The sequence below is a fragment of the Acidovorax sp. 1608163 genome (genome assembly GCF_003669015.1).
In the GTDB taxonomy this organism is placed as follows: Bacteria; Pseudomonadota; Gammaproteobacteria; order Burkholderiales; family Burkholderiaceae_C; genus Acidovorax.
The window spans coordinates 2,039,206-2,054,701 of the sequence record NZ_CP033069.1; the positions used below are offsets into that span (position 1 = coordinate 2,039,206).

Sequence of the window (15,496 nt, forward strand, 5' to 3'; positions counted from 1 at the left end):
GGCTGCCCCTTTTCCTTCATCCTGTGCACAGCCCCACGATCATCGTTCTGGCCGCCATCCTTGCGGCACTGGTCACCACGGTGCTGTATGTCGTCTGGTACTTCAACAAAAGCATCCCCGGCTTGCGCTGGTGGACGCTGTCGTTCCTGTGCGCTTCGGTGTTTTGCACCCACTTGCTGGTGCGTGAGCGCCTGCCGGAAGTGGCGTCGGTGGTGCTCACGCAAACCGTCATCGCCCTGGCCGCCTATTTCTGCTTTCTGGGCAGCCGCCTGTATGTGGGCCGCTCACTGCCGTTCCATGGCTACGCGGTGGCAGCCATTGCTGCGGTGGTTGGGGTGTCGGTTTATTTCACGTTGGAGCATTCACACACTGGCATTCGGTTTGCATTGAGTGGGCTGGTGGCGGGCGTTTATTTCATCGGGACCGCGACCACGCTGGCCCACGGCGGGGTTCGCAAGGTGCCCGCTCGGTACCTGTTTTCGGTGCTGGTGGGGGCGCATGGCTTGTTTGTACTGCTGCGCCCGCTGGCGTTTCGGCTGGCCACGGCCGACTCCAACGGCCTTGGCGTCCCGAACGCCCGGTTGATCGATCTGCTGTCGCAGTACGTGGTGCTGGAGTCCACCGTCGCGCTGGTGATGATGGCCTTTGGCATTTTGATGCTGACCAACGAACACATCACCACCGAACTGCGCCACCTGGCCGAGGTGGACCCGCTGACCAGCGTGTTCAACCGCCGCGCGTTTCTCACCCTGCTGGAAAAAGCCATCAGCCAGGCCGAGCGCACGCGCCAGAGCCTGCCCGTGCTGGTGCTGGACTTGGACCATTTCAAAAAAATCAACGACACCTGGGGCCACGGCGGCGGAGACGACGTGCTGCGCCAGTTTGTGCTGCTGGCCAACCGCTGCCTGCGCAAGGAAGATGTGATGGGGCGGCTGGGGGGCGAGGAGTTCGCGATTTTTCTGCCCAATGCCGATGGCCCCGGCGCCCAAGCGGTGGCAGAGCGCCTGCGCATTTTGGTGCAGGCGCAACCCGTGCAATCTGGCCCGCAGTCCATCGCGCTGACGGTGAGCATTGGCGTGGCGCTGTGCGTGCGTGCCGACTCTGCCGACGCTGTGCTCAAGCGGGCCGACACCGCGATGTACCTTGCCAAACAAAACGGCCGTAACCGGGTGGAAGTGGCCGAGACACCGCTGTTTGTGTAGCCACCTGTTTGGGGCCACCGCTGGCTTGCTGCATGCCACGGCAGCGCCGTGCAGCGGCCATGCTGTGCTTGTGTCGGCTGCCTGACGCACGGCGTCTCCGCCCCGCAGCACTGGGCCTTGCAGCCCCCGCAGAATGCATTTTTTGCTTCTGCAGACGCCCACGCATGCCCAAGACAACGCTCTCCGCCCGCCAAGGGCAAACTCCCTCGCGGCGGCGCTGGATCAAGCTGGGGGCGTGGGCTGCGGGGGCCACGGCAGCTGCGGGTGTGGCAGGCACAGGCGTGTGGATGTACCAGCCGGACAACGACCGGCAGCTGGTGTTTGCCACCCTCGAGCAGGCCATGCAAGAGGTTGACCGTTTGAGCGCAGCAGGCGCGCAGGCACTGGAGCCCACCACAGCCTGGAGCTGGTCGCAAACCCTGGAGCACTGCGCGCAGAGCATCGAGTTTTCTCTGCGCGGTTTTCCTGCGCCCAAGGCGGCGCTGTTTCAGCACACGGCAGGCGCTGCGGCCTTTGCGGCGTTTGCAGCACTGGGCCGCATGCGCCACAGCCTGGCCGAGCCCATTCCGGGGGCGCCAGCGCTGGCCGCTGCGGCGCCCGATGCGTCGGCCGCCCTGGCCCGGCTGCGCCAGGCGGTGCAAGACTTTGTGGCGCACCCCGGCCCGCTGCAGCCCCACTTTGCCTACGGCCCCCTGGGCCGCACCCAGTACGAGCAGGCCCACGCCATGCACCTGGCCAACCACCTCTCGGCCTTTGATGTGCGCCCTGGGTGAGATGGTTTGCTATTAAAAATATAGCTACTAGCGCTTTTAAATAAAGCGCTAGAGGCATTTTTTGCATTGAATGCGCTGAGGGCCTGCCCAACGGGCGCTCCATGGCGCTCCCTGGTGCTCCCTTGTGTTCCATGGCCTGGTGCAGGGCCCTCGCCGCAAGCGCATGGGTGTGCCCTCCGTGCGCCCGCATCGTTGATGCAGGTCAAGTGATGCTTGCGCTGCGTCCCTGTGCGCCATGGCCTTGGTCTAGCATGTCGGCAAGGCCACGAAGGCGCTTGGGTGGCGCCCACAAGGAAGAACCATGAGCAAGAAGCTGAAGACCTTTGCCGCCACTGCGGTGCTGTTGGCAGGGGTGGGGGGAGGGCTGTTGTACTGGCAGCCATGGAAGACCCAAGGCCCCGGTGAAGGCTTCGTCAGCGGCAACGGCCGCATCGAGGCGACCGAAGTGTCGGTGGCCACCAAACTGGCGGGCCGGGTGCTGGAGATATCGGCCAGCGAGGGCGATTTTGTGACCGCTGGGCAAACCGTGGCCCGCATGCAGATCGACAGCCTGCAAGCCCAGCGCGACGAGGCCGTGGCCCGGCTGCAGCAAGCCCGGCTGGCCGTGAGCAGCGCCCAGGTGCAAGTGGCCCAGCGCGAGAGCGACTACCAATCTGCCCTGGCCGTGGTGGCCCAGCGCGACAGCGACCTGGACACCGCCAAACGGCGCCTGCCGCGCTCTGAGCAACTGGCGCGCGACGGGTTCTTTTCGACCCAACTGCTGGACGATGACCGCGCCAAGGTGCGCAGCCTGCAGGCGGCCCTCACGGCGGCCCAGGCCCAGTCCAAGGCAGCGCAGGCGGGCATTGGTGCTGCCCGCACGCAGGTGACCAGTGCCGAGGCCAATGTGCGCGCCCTGGAGGCCACGCTGGCCCGCATTGACGTGGAGCTGGCCGACAGCGACCTGAAGGCCCCGCGCGACGGGCGTGTGCAGTTCCGCGTGGTGCAGCCCGGCGAAGTGGTGGGCGCGGGGGCCCGCGTGCTGCAGCTGGCCGATTTGACCGATGTGTACATGACCTTCTTCTTGCCCGAAGCCGTGGCGGGCCGCGTCGCCATGGGCAGCGAGGTGCGCATCGTGCTCGACGCCGCCCCCGGCTTTGTCATCCCGGCCAGCGTGTCGTTTGTGGCCAGCACCGCACAGTTCACCCCCAAGACGGTGGAGACCGCCAGCGAGCGGCAAAAGCTCATGTTCCGTGTGCGGGCGCAAATCCCCAAAGAGCTGCTGCTGCGCCACCGCGAACAGGTCAAGACGGGCCTGCCCGGTGTGGCCTGGTTGCGCATTGACTCGAACGCCCCATGGCCGCAGCAGCTGGCGGTCAAAGAAAGCATGCAGGCGGCAGCCCCCAAGGCCGCGCAGTGACCGCACCCGTCGTCACCCTCGCAGGCGTCGGTCAGCGCTACGGCGCCACGGTGGCGCTGGCGGGCATCGACCTGCAGGTGCCCGCCGCCTGCATGGTGGGGCTGATCGGGCCGGACGGCGTGGGAAAATCCAGCTTGCTGGCCCTGGTGGCTGGGGCGCGTGCCGTGCAGCAAGGACAGGTGATGGTGTTGGGGGGCGACATGGCCGATGGCCGCCACCGCGACGCCGTGTGCCCGCGCATTGCCTACATGCCGCAGGGCCTGGGCAAGAACCTGTACCCCACGCTGTCGGTGGAAGAGAACCTGCAGTTCTTTGGCCGCCTGTTTGGCCACGACACAGCCGAGCGCCGTCGCCGCATTGACGACCTGACCCGCAGCACCGGGCTGCACCCGTTTCTGGCGCGGCCCGCGGGCAAGCTCTCAGGCGGTATGAAGCAAAAGCTGGCCCTGTGCTGCGCCCTCATCCACGACCCGGACCTGCTCATCCTGGACGAGCCCACCACGGGCGTAGACCCGCTGGCCCGCGCCCAGTTCTGGGATCTGATCGCCCGCATCCGCGCAGGCCGCCCCGGCATGAGCGTGCTGGTGGCCACCGCCTACATGGAAGAAGCCCAGCGCTTTGACTGGCTGGTGGCCATGGACGAGGGCCGCATCCTGGCCACAGGCACGCCCGCCGAGCTGATGCAGCGCACCGGCCACGCCAGCCTGGAGGCCGCCTTTGTGGCCCTGCTGCCCGAGGCCAAGCGGCGCGGGCACCAGCCAGTGGTCATCACCCCTTTGCTGGCCGACGCGGCGGCAGAGATCGCCATCGAGGCCCAGGGCCTGACCATGCAGTTTGGCGACTTTGTGGCGGTGGACCATGTGAGCTTTCGCATCCAGCGCGGCGAGATTTTTGGCTTTCTGGGCAGCAATGGCTGTGGCAAGTCCACCACCATGAAAATGCTCACCGGCCTGCTGCCCGCCACCGACGGGCAGGCCTGGCTGTTTGGCCAGCCGGTGGACCCGAAAGACATGGCCACGCGCCGCCGCGTGGGCTACATGTCGCAGGCGTTCTCGCTGTACAGCGAGCTGTCGGTGGAGCAAAACCTGGTGCTGCACGCCCGGCTGTTCCATGTGCCCGAGGCTGAGGTGCCCCAGCGCGTGCAGACCATGCTGGAGCGTTTTGACCTGCAGGCCGCACGCAGCACGCTGCCCATGCAGCTGCCGCTGGGCATGCGCCAGCGCCTGTCGCTGGCCGTGGCCATGGTGCACCAGCCCGAGCTGCTGATCCTGGACGAGCCCACCTCGGGCGTGGACCCGATTGCGCGGGATAACTTCTGGCGGCTGATGGTGGAGCTGGCCCGGCGCGACAAGGTCACCATCTTCATCTCTACCCACTTCATGAACGAGGCCGAGCGGTGCGACCGCATCTCGCTCATGCACGCGGGCCAGGTGCTGACCAGTGCCGCACCGGCCGATATCGTGGCCCAGCGCGGCGCCGCCACGCTGGAGGAAGCCTTCATCGGCTACCTGCAAGAGGCCGCAGGCACCCCGGCAGAGCAGGGGGACGATGCCCTGGCCTCTGCGGCCGCTCCGGCGGTGCCGGTGTCGCACGCAGCACCTGCACGCCCCGGCTGGGCCGCACGCCTGCGCCAAAGCCTGGCCCGCATCCACAGCACGCAGTGGCGCGAGTCGCTGGAGTTGCGGCGCGACCCGGTGCGCAGCGCTCTGGCGCTGCTGGGCTCGCTGCTGCTGATGTTTGTGATGGGCTACGGCATCAGCATGGACGTGGAGAGCCTGCGCTTTGCGGTGCTGGACCGCGACCAGTCGGCCACCAGCCGTGCCTATGTGCTCAACCTCTCGGGCTCGCGCTACTTTGTGGAGCGCGCCCCTTTGAGCGAATACACCGAGCTGGACGCGCGCATGCGCTCGGGCGAGCTGTCGCTGGCCATCGAGATTCCGCCCGGCTTTGGCCGCGATGTGGAGCGGGGCAAGGCGGTGCAGATTGCGGCGTGGGTGGACGGCGCCATGCCCCAGCGCGCGCAGACCGTGTTGGGCTATGTGCAGGGCATGCACCAGCAGTGGCTGGTCGATGCGGTGCGCAGCCGCACCGGCGTGGCCCCCATCGGCCTGCTGGAGGTGGAAACCCGCTACCGCTACAACCCCGATGTGCGCAGCCTGCCCGCCATGGTGCCCGCCGTCATCCCGCTGCTGCTGCTCATGCTGCCCGCCATGCTGACTGCGCTGGCCGTGGTGCGCGAAAAAGAGATGGGCTCCATCATCAACCTGTACGTCACGCCCACCACGCGCACCGAATTCATGCTGGGCAAGCAGCTGCCCTATGTGGCGCTGGCCATGCTCAACTTTGGGCTCATGGTGTTGGCGGCCGTCACGGTGTTTGGCGTGCCCATCACCGGCAGCCTGGCCACCCTCACGGGGGCGGCGCTGCTGTTCAGCCTGTGCTCCACCGGCATGGGCCTGCTGGCGTCCACCGTCACGCGCAGCCAGATTGCGGCCATGTTCTTTGCCATGGTGGGCACGCTGATCCCGGCGGTGCAGTTTGCGGGGCTCATCAACCCGGTGTCGTCCCTGGTGGGCGTGGCCCGCTGGATTGGCGAGGTCTACCCCGCCAGCCACATGTTCACCATCAGCCGGGGCGTGTTCAGCAAGGCGCTGTCGCTGCACGACCTGCAGCCCGAGTTTTGGGCCCTGGGCATGTCGGCCCCGGTCATCATCGGCGTGGCGATTGCGCTGCTGCGCAAACAAGAAAGCTGACATGCCAGCAGCCCCATCTTCCTCACCCAGTTCATCCAGTTCGCCTGTGCACACCCCCCGCCGATGGGCGGCCCTGCGGGGGCGTTGCGCCACCATCTTTCGCCTGGGCATCAAAGAGCTGTGGAGCCTGTGGCGCGACCCGATGATGCTGGTGCTCATCGTCTACACCACCACGCTGGCGGTGTACAGCGCGGGCAAGGCCCAGCCCGAGACGCTCTCGCACGTGCCCATTGCCATCGTCGATGAAGACGTGTCCACGCTCTCGCAGCGCATTGCCACCGCGTTTTTTGCGCCGCAGTTTGTGGGGCCCGATCTGATCACCCCGCAGGACGTGGACCCCGGCCTGGACGCGGGCCGCTACACGCTGGTGCTGCACATACCGCCCAACTTCCAGCGCGATGTGCTGGCAGGCAAGGTGCCGCGCGTGCAGCTCAACATGGACGCTACGCGCATGATGCAGGCCTTTAGCTCCAACGGCGCGGTGCAGCAGATTGTGCAGCTGGAGGTGGCCGAGTTTGTGCAGCGCTACCGGGCCGTGTCCACGCCCGCCATCGATTTGTCGGTGCGCGCCCGGTTCAACCCGGCGCTCACCCCCGCGTGGTTTGGCTCGGTGATGGAGTTGATCAACATCGTCACCATGCTCTCCATCATCCTCACCGGCGCTGCGCTGATCCGCGAGCGAGAGCACGGCACGGTGGAGCACCTGCTCGTCATGCCCGTCACCCCGGCCGAGATCATGCTGGCCAAGGTGTGGGCCATGGCGCTGGTGGTGCTGGTGGCCACCTGGGTGTCGCTCACGGTGGTGATTCGGTGGGCGATTGGCGTGCCCATCGAAGGCTCGGTACCGCTGTTTTTGTTGGGCACCGTGCTGCACCTGTTTGCCACCACCTCCATGGGCATCTACATGGCCACGCTGGCGCGCAGCATGCCGCAGTTTGGCCTGCTGATGGTGTTGACCATGATGCCGCTGGAGATGCTGTCGGGCGGCGTCACCCCGCGCGAGAGCATGCCGCTGTGGGTGCAGTACGTGATGGCGCTGGCCCCCACCACGCATTTCACCGAGCTGTCCCAGGCCATCCTGTACCGGGGCGCGGGGCTGTCGGTGGTGTGGTCGTCACTGGTGTGGCTGCTGGCGATTGGGGTGGCGCTGTTTGCGCTGGCGCTGGCACGGTTTCGCAAGACCATCGCCCGGATGGCTTGATTGTCATTGCTATCTTTTGTGTAGCTGCCCGCGCTTATTAGATGAGCGCTAGAGCCCGATTCTTTCAATAGCCGTAGGTTGTAGGTCGGGTTAGCGCAGCGTAACCCGACCTACGGGCTTTTTACATAAAGCCCACGGTGCCGGGTCGCCCGGGCAGGTTCAAGGTTGCCGTGGGGGCGGGCTGGCTTGCCACGCGCTGGCCGCGCCGCCACACCCCCAGGCGCGCCGCCCGCAGGCGGATGGCTTCTGCCGGGTTGCGCGCATGCAGCAGCACAAAGTCCGCATGTGAGCCGGGGGCGATGCCGTAGCCCTCCAGCCCCAGCAGGCGCGCGGGGTTCACCGTTATCGCGTCAAAGCACTGGCGCATGCCCGTCTGGCTAGTCATCTGGCCCACATGCAGGCCCATGTGCGCGGCCTCCAGCATGTCGCCGCTGCCGCCGCTGTACCAGGGGTCGAGCACGCAGTCGTGGCCAAAGGCCACGGTCAGGCCTGCGGCCATCAGCTCGGGCACACGGGTCATGCCCCGGCGCTTGGGGTAGGTGTCGTGGCGGCCTTGCAGGGTGATGTTGATGAGCGGATTGGCCACCACGCCCAGGTCGGCCTCGCGCATCAGGGCGATGAGCTTGCTCACGTAGTAGTTGTCCATGCTGTGCATGGAAGTCAGGTGCGAGCCCGTCACGCGGCCGTGCAGGCCCAGGCGCTGGGTTTCATACGCCAGGGTCTCCACATGGCGCGAGTGCGGGTCGTCGCTCTCGTCGCAGTGCATGTCCACGCGTTTGCCGCGCTCGGCGGCCAGCTCGCACAGCAGCCGCACGCTCTCGGTGCCATCGGCGTAGGTGCGCTCAAAGTGCGGAATGCCGCCCACCACGTCCACCCCCAGGTCGAGTGCGCGCCGGATGTTCTCCAGCCCGCCGGGGCGGCGCAGCACACCGTCTTGCGGAAAGGCCACCAGCTGCAAGTCCAGGTAGGGCGCCACGCGCTGCTTCACATCCAGCAGCGCCTGCACCGGCAGCGAGCTGGGGTCGCTGGTGTCCACATGGCTGCGGATGGCCAGCAGCCCGCGTGCCACGGCCCAGTCGCAATACTGCAGCGCGCGCTGCACGATGGCATCGTGCGTGAGCTGGGGTTTGAGCTCGCCCCACAGCGCAATGCCTTCGAGCAGTGTGCCGCTCTCGTTCACGCGCGGCTGGCCGTAGCTCAGGGTCGAATCCATGTGGAAATGTGCGTCCACAAACGGCGGGCTCACCAGCAGGCCGCCCGCATCCACCGTTTCGTGCGCGGGGGCTTGCAGACCTTCTGTCACTTCGGTGATGCGGCCGCCTTGCACGGCGATCGACATGTTCTGGCGCCCATCGGGCAGGGTGGCGTGGGTGAGGAGCAAATCCAGCATGGGCATGGGGTGAGGCTGTGAGCGAGTGAGCGAGCGGGTGGCGTGCGTGCAGGGATGGGGCGGAGTTACGGCGTCTTGGGGGCGGTGAGACGTTGGCTGCCGCCCGGCCTGCTGGGCGGTGGCGACACGGTGGTGCGCCGTGCAGGCGTGCGGCGGTAACGTAGGTCACCAGGGCGGTGGCCTGCCTCCAGGGTCACGTCAAAGGTGCCTTCCTCGTGGCCAGACTCGGCCTTGGCGGTGATCCGAATGCCCTGGGCCGTGGCTTGGCAGCGCAAGCGGCTCAGCTGCCATTCGGCGTGGTCGTTGTTGATCTCTGGCACGCCCACCGTGGCAACTTCGATCGCGCTGTCGCTGCGGTCACGCTGCAGCCACTGCACATAGATGAAAGATTGCGCGTACTGGCTGGCGTGCACGACGCGGTAGGTGCCGCCACCGGGGCTCTCATCGCGTGGCGCGGGCCATTCGCCGCACACCTGGACCCAGTCCACATTGGGCGGCGTGGCGTGCGCGGAGTAGGGCGCCTCAATGCCCAGAGCCCATGCGGGTTGGCACATGGCGGTCAGGGCCGCACAGGCCCAGGCCAGCGAAACAATGGCGGTGCGACGGATCAACGTTCCCCCTTGCGGTATGGCTTCATCAGGGCTTGAGGATAAGCCGCCTTGCGCGCCACCAGCACCAGCGCCAGGATGGACAGCAGGTACGGCAGCATCAAATACACCTGGTACGGCAGCCACGCATCGCCCGCCTGTTGCAGGCGCAACTGCAGCGCATCAAAAAACGCAAACAGCAGCGCACCCAGCAGCGCCTTGCCGGGCCGCCACGACGCAAACACCACCAGCGCCACGCAGATCCAGCCGCGCCCGTTGATCATGTTGAAGAAAAACGCGTTGAACGCCGACAGCGTGAGGAACGACCCCGCCACCCCCATCAGCGCCGACCCGAGCGCAATGGCGCCTGTGCGTGTGGCCGCCACCGAAATGCCCTGGCCCTCTGCCGCCTGCGGGTTCTCGCCCACCATGCGCACCGCCAAGCCCAGCGGCGTGCGCATCAGCACCCAGGCCAATAGCGGCACCAGCAGCAGCGCCAGCAGCGTGAGCGGTGTTTGAGCCGAAAGGATGGGAACGCCCAGCCACTCCATCGGCGCAAGCGGCTCGATGGTGGGCGGCGTATTGACCTTGGGGAAGCTCACGCGGTAGCCGTAGTAGCTGAGTGCGGTGGCCAGCAGCGTGATGCCCAGGCCGGACACATGTTGCGATAGCGCCAGCCCCACGGTGAGCCAGGCGTGCAATAGCCCGAAGACAGCGCCGGTAAGCGCCGCCACCAGCACCCCGGTCCACAGGCCGTAGCCTGCATACACCGTGAGCCAGCCGGTGAAGGCGCCCGCCACCATGATGCCTTCAATGCCCAGGTTGAGCACCCCAGCGCGTTCGCACAGCAGCACGCCCAGCGTGCCCAGGATGAGGGGGGTGGCGACCCGCAGGGTGGCGATCCAGAACGCGGGGTTGGCGAGGATGTCAAGCAGCTCGGTCATGTGCCCGCCTCGGTGCTGCTTACTTCATTTTTGATAGCTGCCAGCGCTTTTTGGATAAGCGCTAGAGGCTGATTTGGCTTGAAACTCAGATGCACTGGCTTGTTCATGGCGTGCTCACTTCCAGCGCACCCGGTATTGGGTGAGTAGCCCAGCCACCAGCACCGCAATCAGCGAAGTCGCCACGATCACATCCGCAATGTAGGTCGGCACGCCCACCGCGCGGCTCATGCTGTCCGCCCCCACCAGCACGCCCGCCACAAAGGTGCCCGCCGCGATCACGCCCAGCGGGTGCAGCCCCGCCAGCATGGCGATCACGATGCCGCTGTAGCCATAGCCAGGCGACATGTCGAGCGTCACATAACTCGTGCGACCCGCCACCTCGATGGCGCCCGCCAGCCCGGCCAGCCCGCCCGAGAGCAGGGCGACCAGCACCACGGTGCGGGTGATAGGCACGCCCGCAAAGGCAGCAGCGCGTGCATTGGCCCCTGCAGCACGAATGTCAAACCCCGGCACCGTGCGCGCCAGCAGCGCCCACAGCATCACCGCCAGCGATACGGCCCACAGCAGCCCCGTGTGCAGCCGCGTCTGCGGCACCAGCTTGGCAAGTTCCAGGTCGCCCTGCAGCGCCACGCTCTGCGGCCAGCCCATGGAGAGCGGGTCTTTCATCGGCCCATCGAGCAGGGCCGACACCAGCAGCAGCATGATGAAGTTGAGCAGCAGCGTGGTCACCACCTCGTCCACCCCCAACCGCGCCTTCATCAGTGCCGGGCCCAGCAGCAGCGCGGCGCCCGCCAGTGCAGCCGCCAGCATCATCAGGGGAAAGAGCACATAGGGCGACCACTCCAGCCCCGTGCCGCCATGCATGCCGCCCACGGCCACGGCGGCCAGCGCCCCGGCATAAAGCTGCCCCTCGGCCCCAATGTTGAACAGCCGCGCGCGGAAGGCCACGGCGGCGGCTAGCCCGGTCAGGATCAGCGGCGTGGCGCGGGTGAGGGTTTCGGTCAGCGCAAACACCGATCCGAAGGCGCCTTGCAGCAGCAATGCATACGTGCGGCCGACCGGCGCTCCGGCCCACAGCACCAGCAGGCCGCTGATGAGCAGCGTGAACACCACGGCACCCACCGGCGCCAGAACGTAGGCGGCGGGGGATGTGTGGTTGCGTTTTTCGAGTCTCATGCTGGGTTGTTCTTGTTGTTGTCGCTCAATGGGCAGCGCCCGCCATGGCCAGGCCGATGGCTTCGCGTGTCCAGTCTTCGGCGCGTCGCGCCTCGCTCAGTTGTCCGTCGTGCATGACGGCCACACGGTCACCCAGCGCCAGCACTTCGTCCAGATCGTCCGAGATCAGCAGCACGGCCGCTCCCGCATCGCGCGCGTTGATGAGCTGCTGCTGCACAAACATCACCGCACCAATATCCAGCCCCCAAGTGGGCTGGTGGGCCACGATGAGCTGGGGTGCAGGCGCGGTGTAGCCCGCTGCGTCCTTCGGCGGCATCAGCGCCCGGCCCAGGATGAGCTTTTGCATGTTGCCGCCGGACAGCGACCGGGCGGGGGTGTCCGGCCCGCCGCCGCGCACGTCAAAGGTCTCGGCCACGCGCTGCGCATGCTGGCGCGCAGCGCGGCGTTTGACCCAGAAGGCGCGGAACCACGGGTGCGCAAACCAGGGGCCGCGCAGGCGTTCGGCCACCGCGTTCTCCCACACGGGCAGGTCGCCCACCACGCCCACGGCGTGGCGGTCTTCGGGGATGCGGGCCACGCCCTGGCTGACCAGCCACGCGGGCCGGGCTTGCAGCGGAGCGTCACGCAGCGTGACTTGGCCGGTGGAGGCGCTGCGCACTCCGCACAGCAGGTCGGCCAGTGCCACCTGGCCGTTGCCGCTCACGCCCGCAATCGCCACGATCTCGCCGGCGCGCAAGGTGAGGGACACATTGTTCAACCGATCGCGCCCCGTGTGCGCGGTGCTCACGTTGTTGAGGGTGCAGATGGGATCGCCCACGCTCCGCGCGGGGCGGCGCTCTGCCGCCTCAATCGCATGGCCCACCATCCATTGCGCCAATTGCCCCTGGGTGGTGCCCTGCGCAGGCGCCTCAGCCACCAGCTTGCCCTGGCGCAGCACGGCCACGCGGTGCGATACGCGCAGCACCTCGCCCAGCTTGTGGCTGATGAAGATGATGGACAGGCCCTGCGCCACCATCTGCGCCAGGGTGTCAAACAGCGCCTCGCTCTCTTGCGGGGTGAGCACGGCGGTGGGTTCGTCCAGGATGAGGATGCGGGCGCCCCGGTACAGGGCCTTCAAGATTTCAACCCGCTGGCGCTCGCCCACCGAGAGGCTGCCCACCTTTGCATCGGGGCTCACTGGCAGGCCAAACTGCTGCGACACGGCCAGCAGCTTGGTGCGCGCCTCGCTGCGGCGCGAGAAGGGCTGCCACAGCGGCTCGCTGCCCAGCAGCACGTTGTCCAGCACCGTGAGGTTGTCGGCCAGCGTGAAGTGCTGGTGCACCATGCCAATGCCAGCCGCCAGCGCTGCACGCGGCTGGCCGGGCGGCAGGGGCTGGCCAAAGACTTCGATACTGCCTTCGTCGGCCACGTAGTGCCCGAACAGGATGGACATCAGTGTGGACTTGCCTGCGCCGTTTTCGCCCAGCAGGGCCAGCACTTCGCCGCGTGCCAGGGTCAGGCTGATGGCGTCGTTGGCGACGAGCTTGCCAAAACGCTTGGTGATGCCCGACAGTTTCAGGACGGGGGCGTTGGTGGAGGCCATCTACTTCCACGCCGCCAGAAACGCCCGCAACACCTTGGCCGAATTGGCGGCCGCCAGGCCCATGAAGGTGCCCATTTCGTTCTCGCCGTCACCGCCACCGGCGAGATCGCTCAGCGACCGGAAGGCGATGTAGGGCACGCCGTTGCTGTGCGCGACCATGGCGGTGGCGGCGGTTTCCATGTCGAGCACGTTGGCCTCGAAGGTCTTGAAGGCGTATTCGCGGAAGGCCTTGTTGTCCACAAACGCCTGGCCTGATACGCCGTTGCCGCCCACTACGAGTTGCGGGCGTTGTTTGAGGCAGGTGGCAGCTAGGCAGTGCTCCAGGGCCACGTTCTGCAGGCTGCGTGCCGTGGCCAGCATCTTGGGGTCGGCTTCAAACCAGAATTTCTTGCTGAGTTGGGGGTTTGCAGCCGATCGCACTTCCACCGGGCGCGGGTGCATCATGCCGAAGGCGGGCAGGGTCAGCTCGCTTTTCATCCAGGCGGGGGCGCTGTACTGGCTAGGCCGATTTTCGCGCGCCATCAGCCACTCCATGTACTGGCCCCACTGCGCAGGCACTGTCACGTCGCCAATGTGCAGGCCGGGGTTCACGCCGCCCGCAATACCGCTGAACACCACATGGCTCACGTTGAAGCGGTCGAGCACCAGCTGCGTGTTCATGGCCGCGTTGGTCATGCTGATGCCGGAGAGGAACACCACCACGGGCTTGCCTTCGAGCGTGCCGGTGGTGAACTCCACGCCGTTGATGCTGTGCTGGGTGGGCTGCTGCACCTGGGGCAGCAGCACGGTCAGCTCGGGCGCAAAGGCGGAGATGACGGCGATGCGGGGTGTGTCGTCCAGCCGGACCGCCGTCTTGCCTGTCGGGCCGGATGCACAACCAGCAAGTGCGCCAGCCAGTGCCAGTGACCACAGCAGGCGGGTGAAACGAGAGGCGACGGAGTGGCCCAAGGGGATGGACAAAGAGGTGGTCATGGACATACCAGGCAGGGACAGAGACGTACGGAAAACGACAACAAAAAAGGGCCACCTTGATGAGTGGTGGCCCAGGTGTTCACCCGCTTTGTCTCGCATTGGTGATTTGGAGTGGCTGACAAAGCTCAGCGCAGCGGTTCTGGCTAGGCGCTGTGTCGCAGGCAGTACTGCAAGTACGACAAGACACAGCAACAACGCCAGAAGAGTTTTGTCATCCACTCCCCTTATTTGGCCGTGGACTTGGGCTGGCTGTCGTCTACCTTCACGGTGAACTTGCCCGCGAGAATGTCGGCTTCTTTGGCCTTAACTTTGGCGACGATGTCGGCCGGCACTTTCTTCTCGAACGTGCCCAGGGGTGCGAGTTCGGAGCCTTTGTTCTTCATCATCGAATACGGGCCGTAGTCCTCGGCGGTGAACTTGCCGTCCTTGACCAGTTTGAGCGCGCGCTCAATGCTGGGCTCCATGTGCCACAGGGCCGACGCCACCACGGTGTCGGGGTACTGCGGCTGGGTGTCGATCACGTTGCCGATGGCGAGCTTGCCTTTTTCCTTGGCCGCATCGCTCACGCCAAAGCGCTCGGCGTAGAGCACATCGGCGCCCTTGTCGATCATGGCGAAGGTGGCTTCCTTGGCCTTGGGGGGGTCAAACCAGCTGTTGATGAAGGTGATGGTGAACTCGACCTTGGGGTTGGTCTCTTTGGCGCCCGCCATGAAGGCGTGCATCAGGCGGTTGACTTCGGGGATGGGGAAGCCGCCCACCATGCCGATCTTGTTGGTCTTGGTCATGCCGCCCGCGATAATGCCGCTGAGGTAGGCGGGCTCCTGGATGTAGTTGTCGAACACGCTGAAGTTGGGCGCCTGCGGCTTGCCCGACGAGCCGAGCAGGAACGAAGTCTTGGGAAAGTCCTTGGCCACCTTGCGGGCGGCGGCTTCCACCGCAAAGGCTTCGCCCACGATGAGCTGGTTGCCGCCGGTGGCGTACTCGCGCATCACGCGCTCGTAGTCGGCGTTGCTGACGTTTTCACTGGCCTTGTATTCGATCTCGCCGCGCGCTTCGGCGGCCTTCAGCGCCTTGTGGATGCGGCTGACCCACTGCTGCTCAAAGGGCACGGTGTAGATCGCAGCGACCTTGAGCTTGGACTGCGCTGCAGCCAGTGAGGGCGCCATCGCCATGGCGGCCGAGAGGGCCATGGAGGTGCAGAGCAGGCGTCCGGTGAAGATGCGGCGAGTGGTCATGGTGCGGTTCCTTGGGTGGGACTGGCGAAGGAGAGGCCGTGCACGGCCTCCAGAACACAATGAAACTAGCAATTTGCACGCCAGCGATGGCCCGCACATGCAGCTGTGCGGCGGGCGTTCCATGGCGGGATTGCGCTGCACAGTCTGCCAGAAGTGCGTGGTGGGCTGCCTTCCAGGCCGGTCGTGACGTGATCAAGGATTTCCCTCTAGGCAGCCGTTGGATGTTGGTTTAATGGTGCATGTTGAATGAATCATTTGACAGGTATCAAAGCGGCTGTGGGG

12 protein-coding genes are annotated in these 15,496 nt (G+C 66.4%); 5 read left to right on the plus strand and 7 right to left on the minus strand.

The features are described 5' to 3' along the window. The first annotated feature begins 23 nt into the window (after positions 1 to 23). The 5 genes from EAG14_RS09190 to EAG14_RS09210 all read left to right on the plus strand — a co-directional run bounded on the left by EAG14_RS09190 (position 24) and on the right by EAG14_RS09210 (position 7,328). Positions 24 to 1,202 carry a GGDEF domain-containing protein gene (locus tag EAG14_RS09190; RefSeq protein ID WP_121728659.1) on the plus strand — a complete coding sequence of 393 codons (1,179 nt, stop codon included), beginning with the start codon at positions 24 to 26 and terminating at the stop codon, positions 1,200 to 1,202. A gap of 164 nt (positions 1,203 to 1,366) precedes the next feature. Continuing rightward, positions 1,367 to 1,975, plus strand: coding sequence for a DUF1569 domain-containing protein (locus EAG14_RS09195; protein WP_121728660.1), 609 nt, complete (start codon positions 1,367 to 1,369; stop codon positions 1,973 to 1,975). A 301-nt stretch (positions 1,976 to 2,276) separates the two neighbouring features. Beyond that, the gene (locus EAG14_RS09200; RefSeq protein ID WP_121728661.1) at positions 2,277 to 3,374 is read left to right on the plus strand and encodes an HlyD family secretion protein; all 1,098 of its coding nucleotides are present in this window, start codon (positions 2,277 to 2,279) and stop codon (positions 3,372 to 3,374) included. Then, the gene (gene rbbA, locus EAG14_RS09205; RefSeq protein WP_121728662.1) at positions 3,311 to 6,127 is read left to right on the plus strand and encodes a ribosome-associated ATPase/putative transporter RbbA; all 2,817 of its coding nucleotides are present in this window, start codon (positions 3,311 to 3,313) and stop codon (positions 6,125 to 6,127) included. The genes EAG14_RS09200 and rbbA overlap by 64 nt, the downstream gene beginning before the upstream one ends. Positions 6,128 to 6,200: 73 nt before the next feature. Then, entirely contained in the window at positions 6,201 to 7,328 is a 1,128-nt protein-coding gene (locus tag EAG14_RS09210; RefSeq protein WP_233205578.1) for an ABC transporter permease, read from the plus strand. Between the two features lie 121 nt (positions 7,329 to 7,449). Here EAG14_RS09210 and EAG14_RS09215 read toward each other — a convergent pair whose 3' ends face one another. The 7 genes from EAG14_RS09215 to EAG14_RS09245 all read right to left on the minus strand — a co-directional run bounded on the left by EAG14_RS09215 (position 7,450) and on the right by EAG14_RS09245 (position 15,214). Next, positions 7,450 to 8,718, minus strand: a complete 1,269-nt coding sequence (locus tag EAG14_RS09215; RefSeq protein WP_121728664.1) for an amidohydrolase family protein — start codon at positions 8,716 to 8,718, stop codon at positions 7,450 to 7,452. A gap of 65 nt (positions 8,719 to 8,783) precedes the next feature. Further along, complete coding sequence (locus EAG14_RS09220; RefSeq protein ID WP_205603508.1) at positions 8,784 to 9,329, minus strand: hypothetical protein; 546 nt, start codon at positions 9,327 to 9,329, stop codon at positions 8,784 to 8,786. Next, positions 9,326 to 10,249: an ABC transporter permease gene (locus EAG14_RS09225; protein ID WP_121728665.1), complete on the minus strand. Its 924-nt coding sequence runs from the start codon at positions 10,247 to 10,249 to the stop codon at positions 9,326 to 9,328. The genes EAG14_RS09220 and EAG14_RS09225 overlap by 4 nt, the downstream gene beginning before the upstream one ends. A gap of 114 nt (positions 10,250 to 10,363) precedes the next feature. Next, the gene (locus EAG14_RS09230; RefSeq protein WP_121728666.1) at positions 10,364 to 11,425 is read right to left on the minus strand and encodes an ABC transporter permease; all 1,062 of its coding nucleotides are present in this window, start codon (positions 11,423 to 11,425) and stop codon (positions 10,364 to 10,366) included. Between the two features lie 25 nt (positions 11,426 to 11,450). Then, entirely contained in the window at positions 11,451 to 13,007 is a 1,557-nt protein-coding gene (locus EAG14_RS09235; protein ID WP_121728667.1) for an ABC transporter ATP-binding protein, read from the minus strand. After that, positions 13,008 to 13,979, minus strand: coding sequence for a 5'-methylthioadenosine/S-adenosylhomocysteine nucleosidase (locus tag EAG14_RS09240; RefSeq protein ID WP_121728668.1), 972 nt, complete (start codon positions 13,977 to 13,979; stop codon positions 13,008 to 13,010). A gap of 224 nt (positions 13,980 to 14,203) precedes the next feature. Continuing rightward, complete coding sequence (locus tag EAG14_RS09245; RefSeq protein WP_121728669.1) at positions 14,204 to 15,214, minus strand: BMP family protein; 1,011 nt, start codon at positions 15,212 to 15,214, stop codon at positions 14,204 to 14,206. Positions 15,215 to 15,496 lie beyond the last annotated feature (282 nt).

Excerpts from the sequence above, each read along its gene's own strand:
- EAG14_RS09195 (WP_121728660.1), top strand. The coding sequence starts at position 1,367 with ATGCCCAAGACAACGCTCTCCGCCCGCCAAGGGCAAACTCCCTCGCGG.
- EAG14_RS09200 (WP_121728661.1), top strand. The coding sequence starts at position 2,277 with ATGAGCAAGAAGCTGAAGACCTTTGCCGCCACTGCGGTGCTGTTGGCA.
- rbbA (WP_121728662.1), top strand. The coding sequence starts at position 3,311 with ATGGCCGCAGCAGCTGGCGGTCAAAGAAAGCATGCAGGCGGCAGCCCC.
- EAG14_RS09215 (WP_121728664.1), bottom strand. The coding sequence starts at position 8,718 with ATGCTGGATTTGCTCCTCACCCACGCCACCCTGCCCGATGGGCGCCAG.
- EAG14_RS09225 (WP_121728665.1), bottom strand. The coding sequence starts at position 10,249 with ATGACCGAGCTGCTTGACATCCTCGCCAACCCCGCGTTCTGGATCGCC.
- EAG14_RS09230 (WP_121728666.1), bottom strand. The coding sequence starts at position 11,425 with ATGAGACTCGAAAAACGCAACCACACATCCCCCGCCGCCTACGTTCTG.
- EAG14_RS09235 (WP_121728667.1), bottom strand. The coding sequence starts at position 13,007 with ATGGCCTCCACCAACGCCCCCGTCCTGAAACTGTCGGGCATCACCAAG.
- EAG14_RS09240 (WP_121728668.1), bottom strand. The coding sequence starts at position 13,979 with ATGACCACCTCTTTGTCCATCCCCTTGGGCCACTCCGTCGCCTCTCGT.
- EAG14_RS09245 (WP_121728669.1), bottom strand. The coding sequence starts at position 15,214 with ATGACCACTCGCCGCATCTTCACCGGACGCCTGCTCTGCACCTCCATG.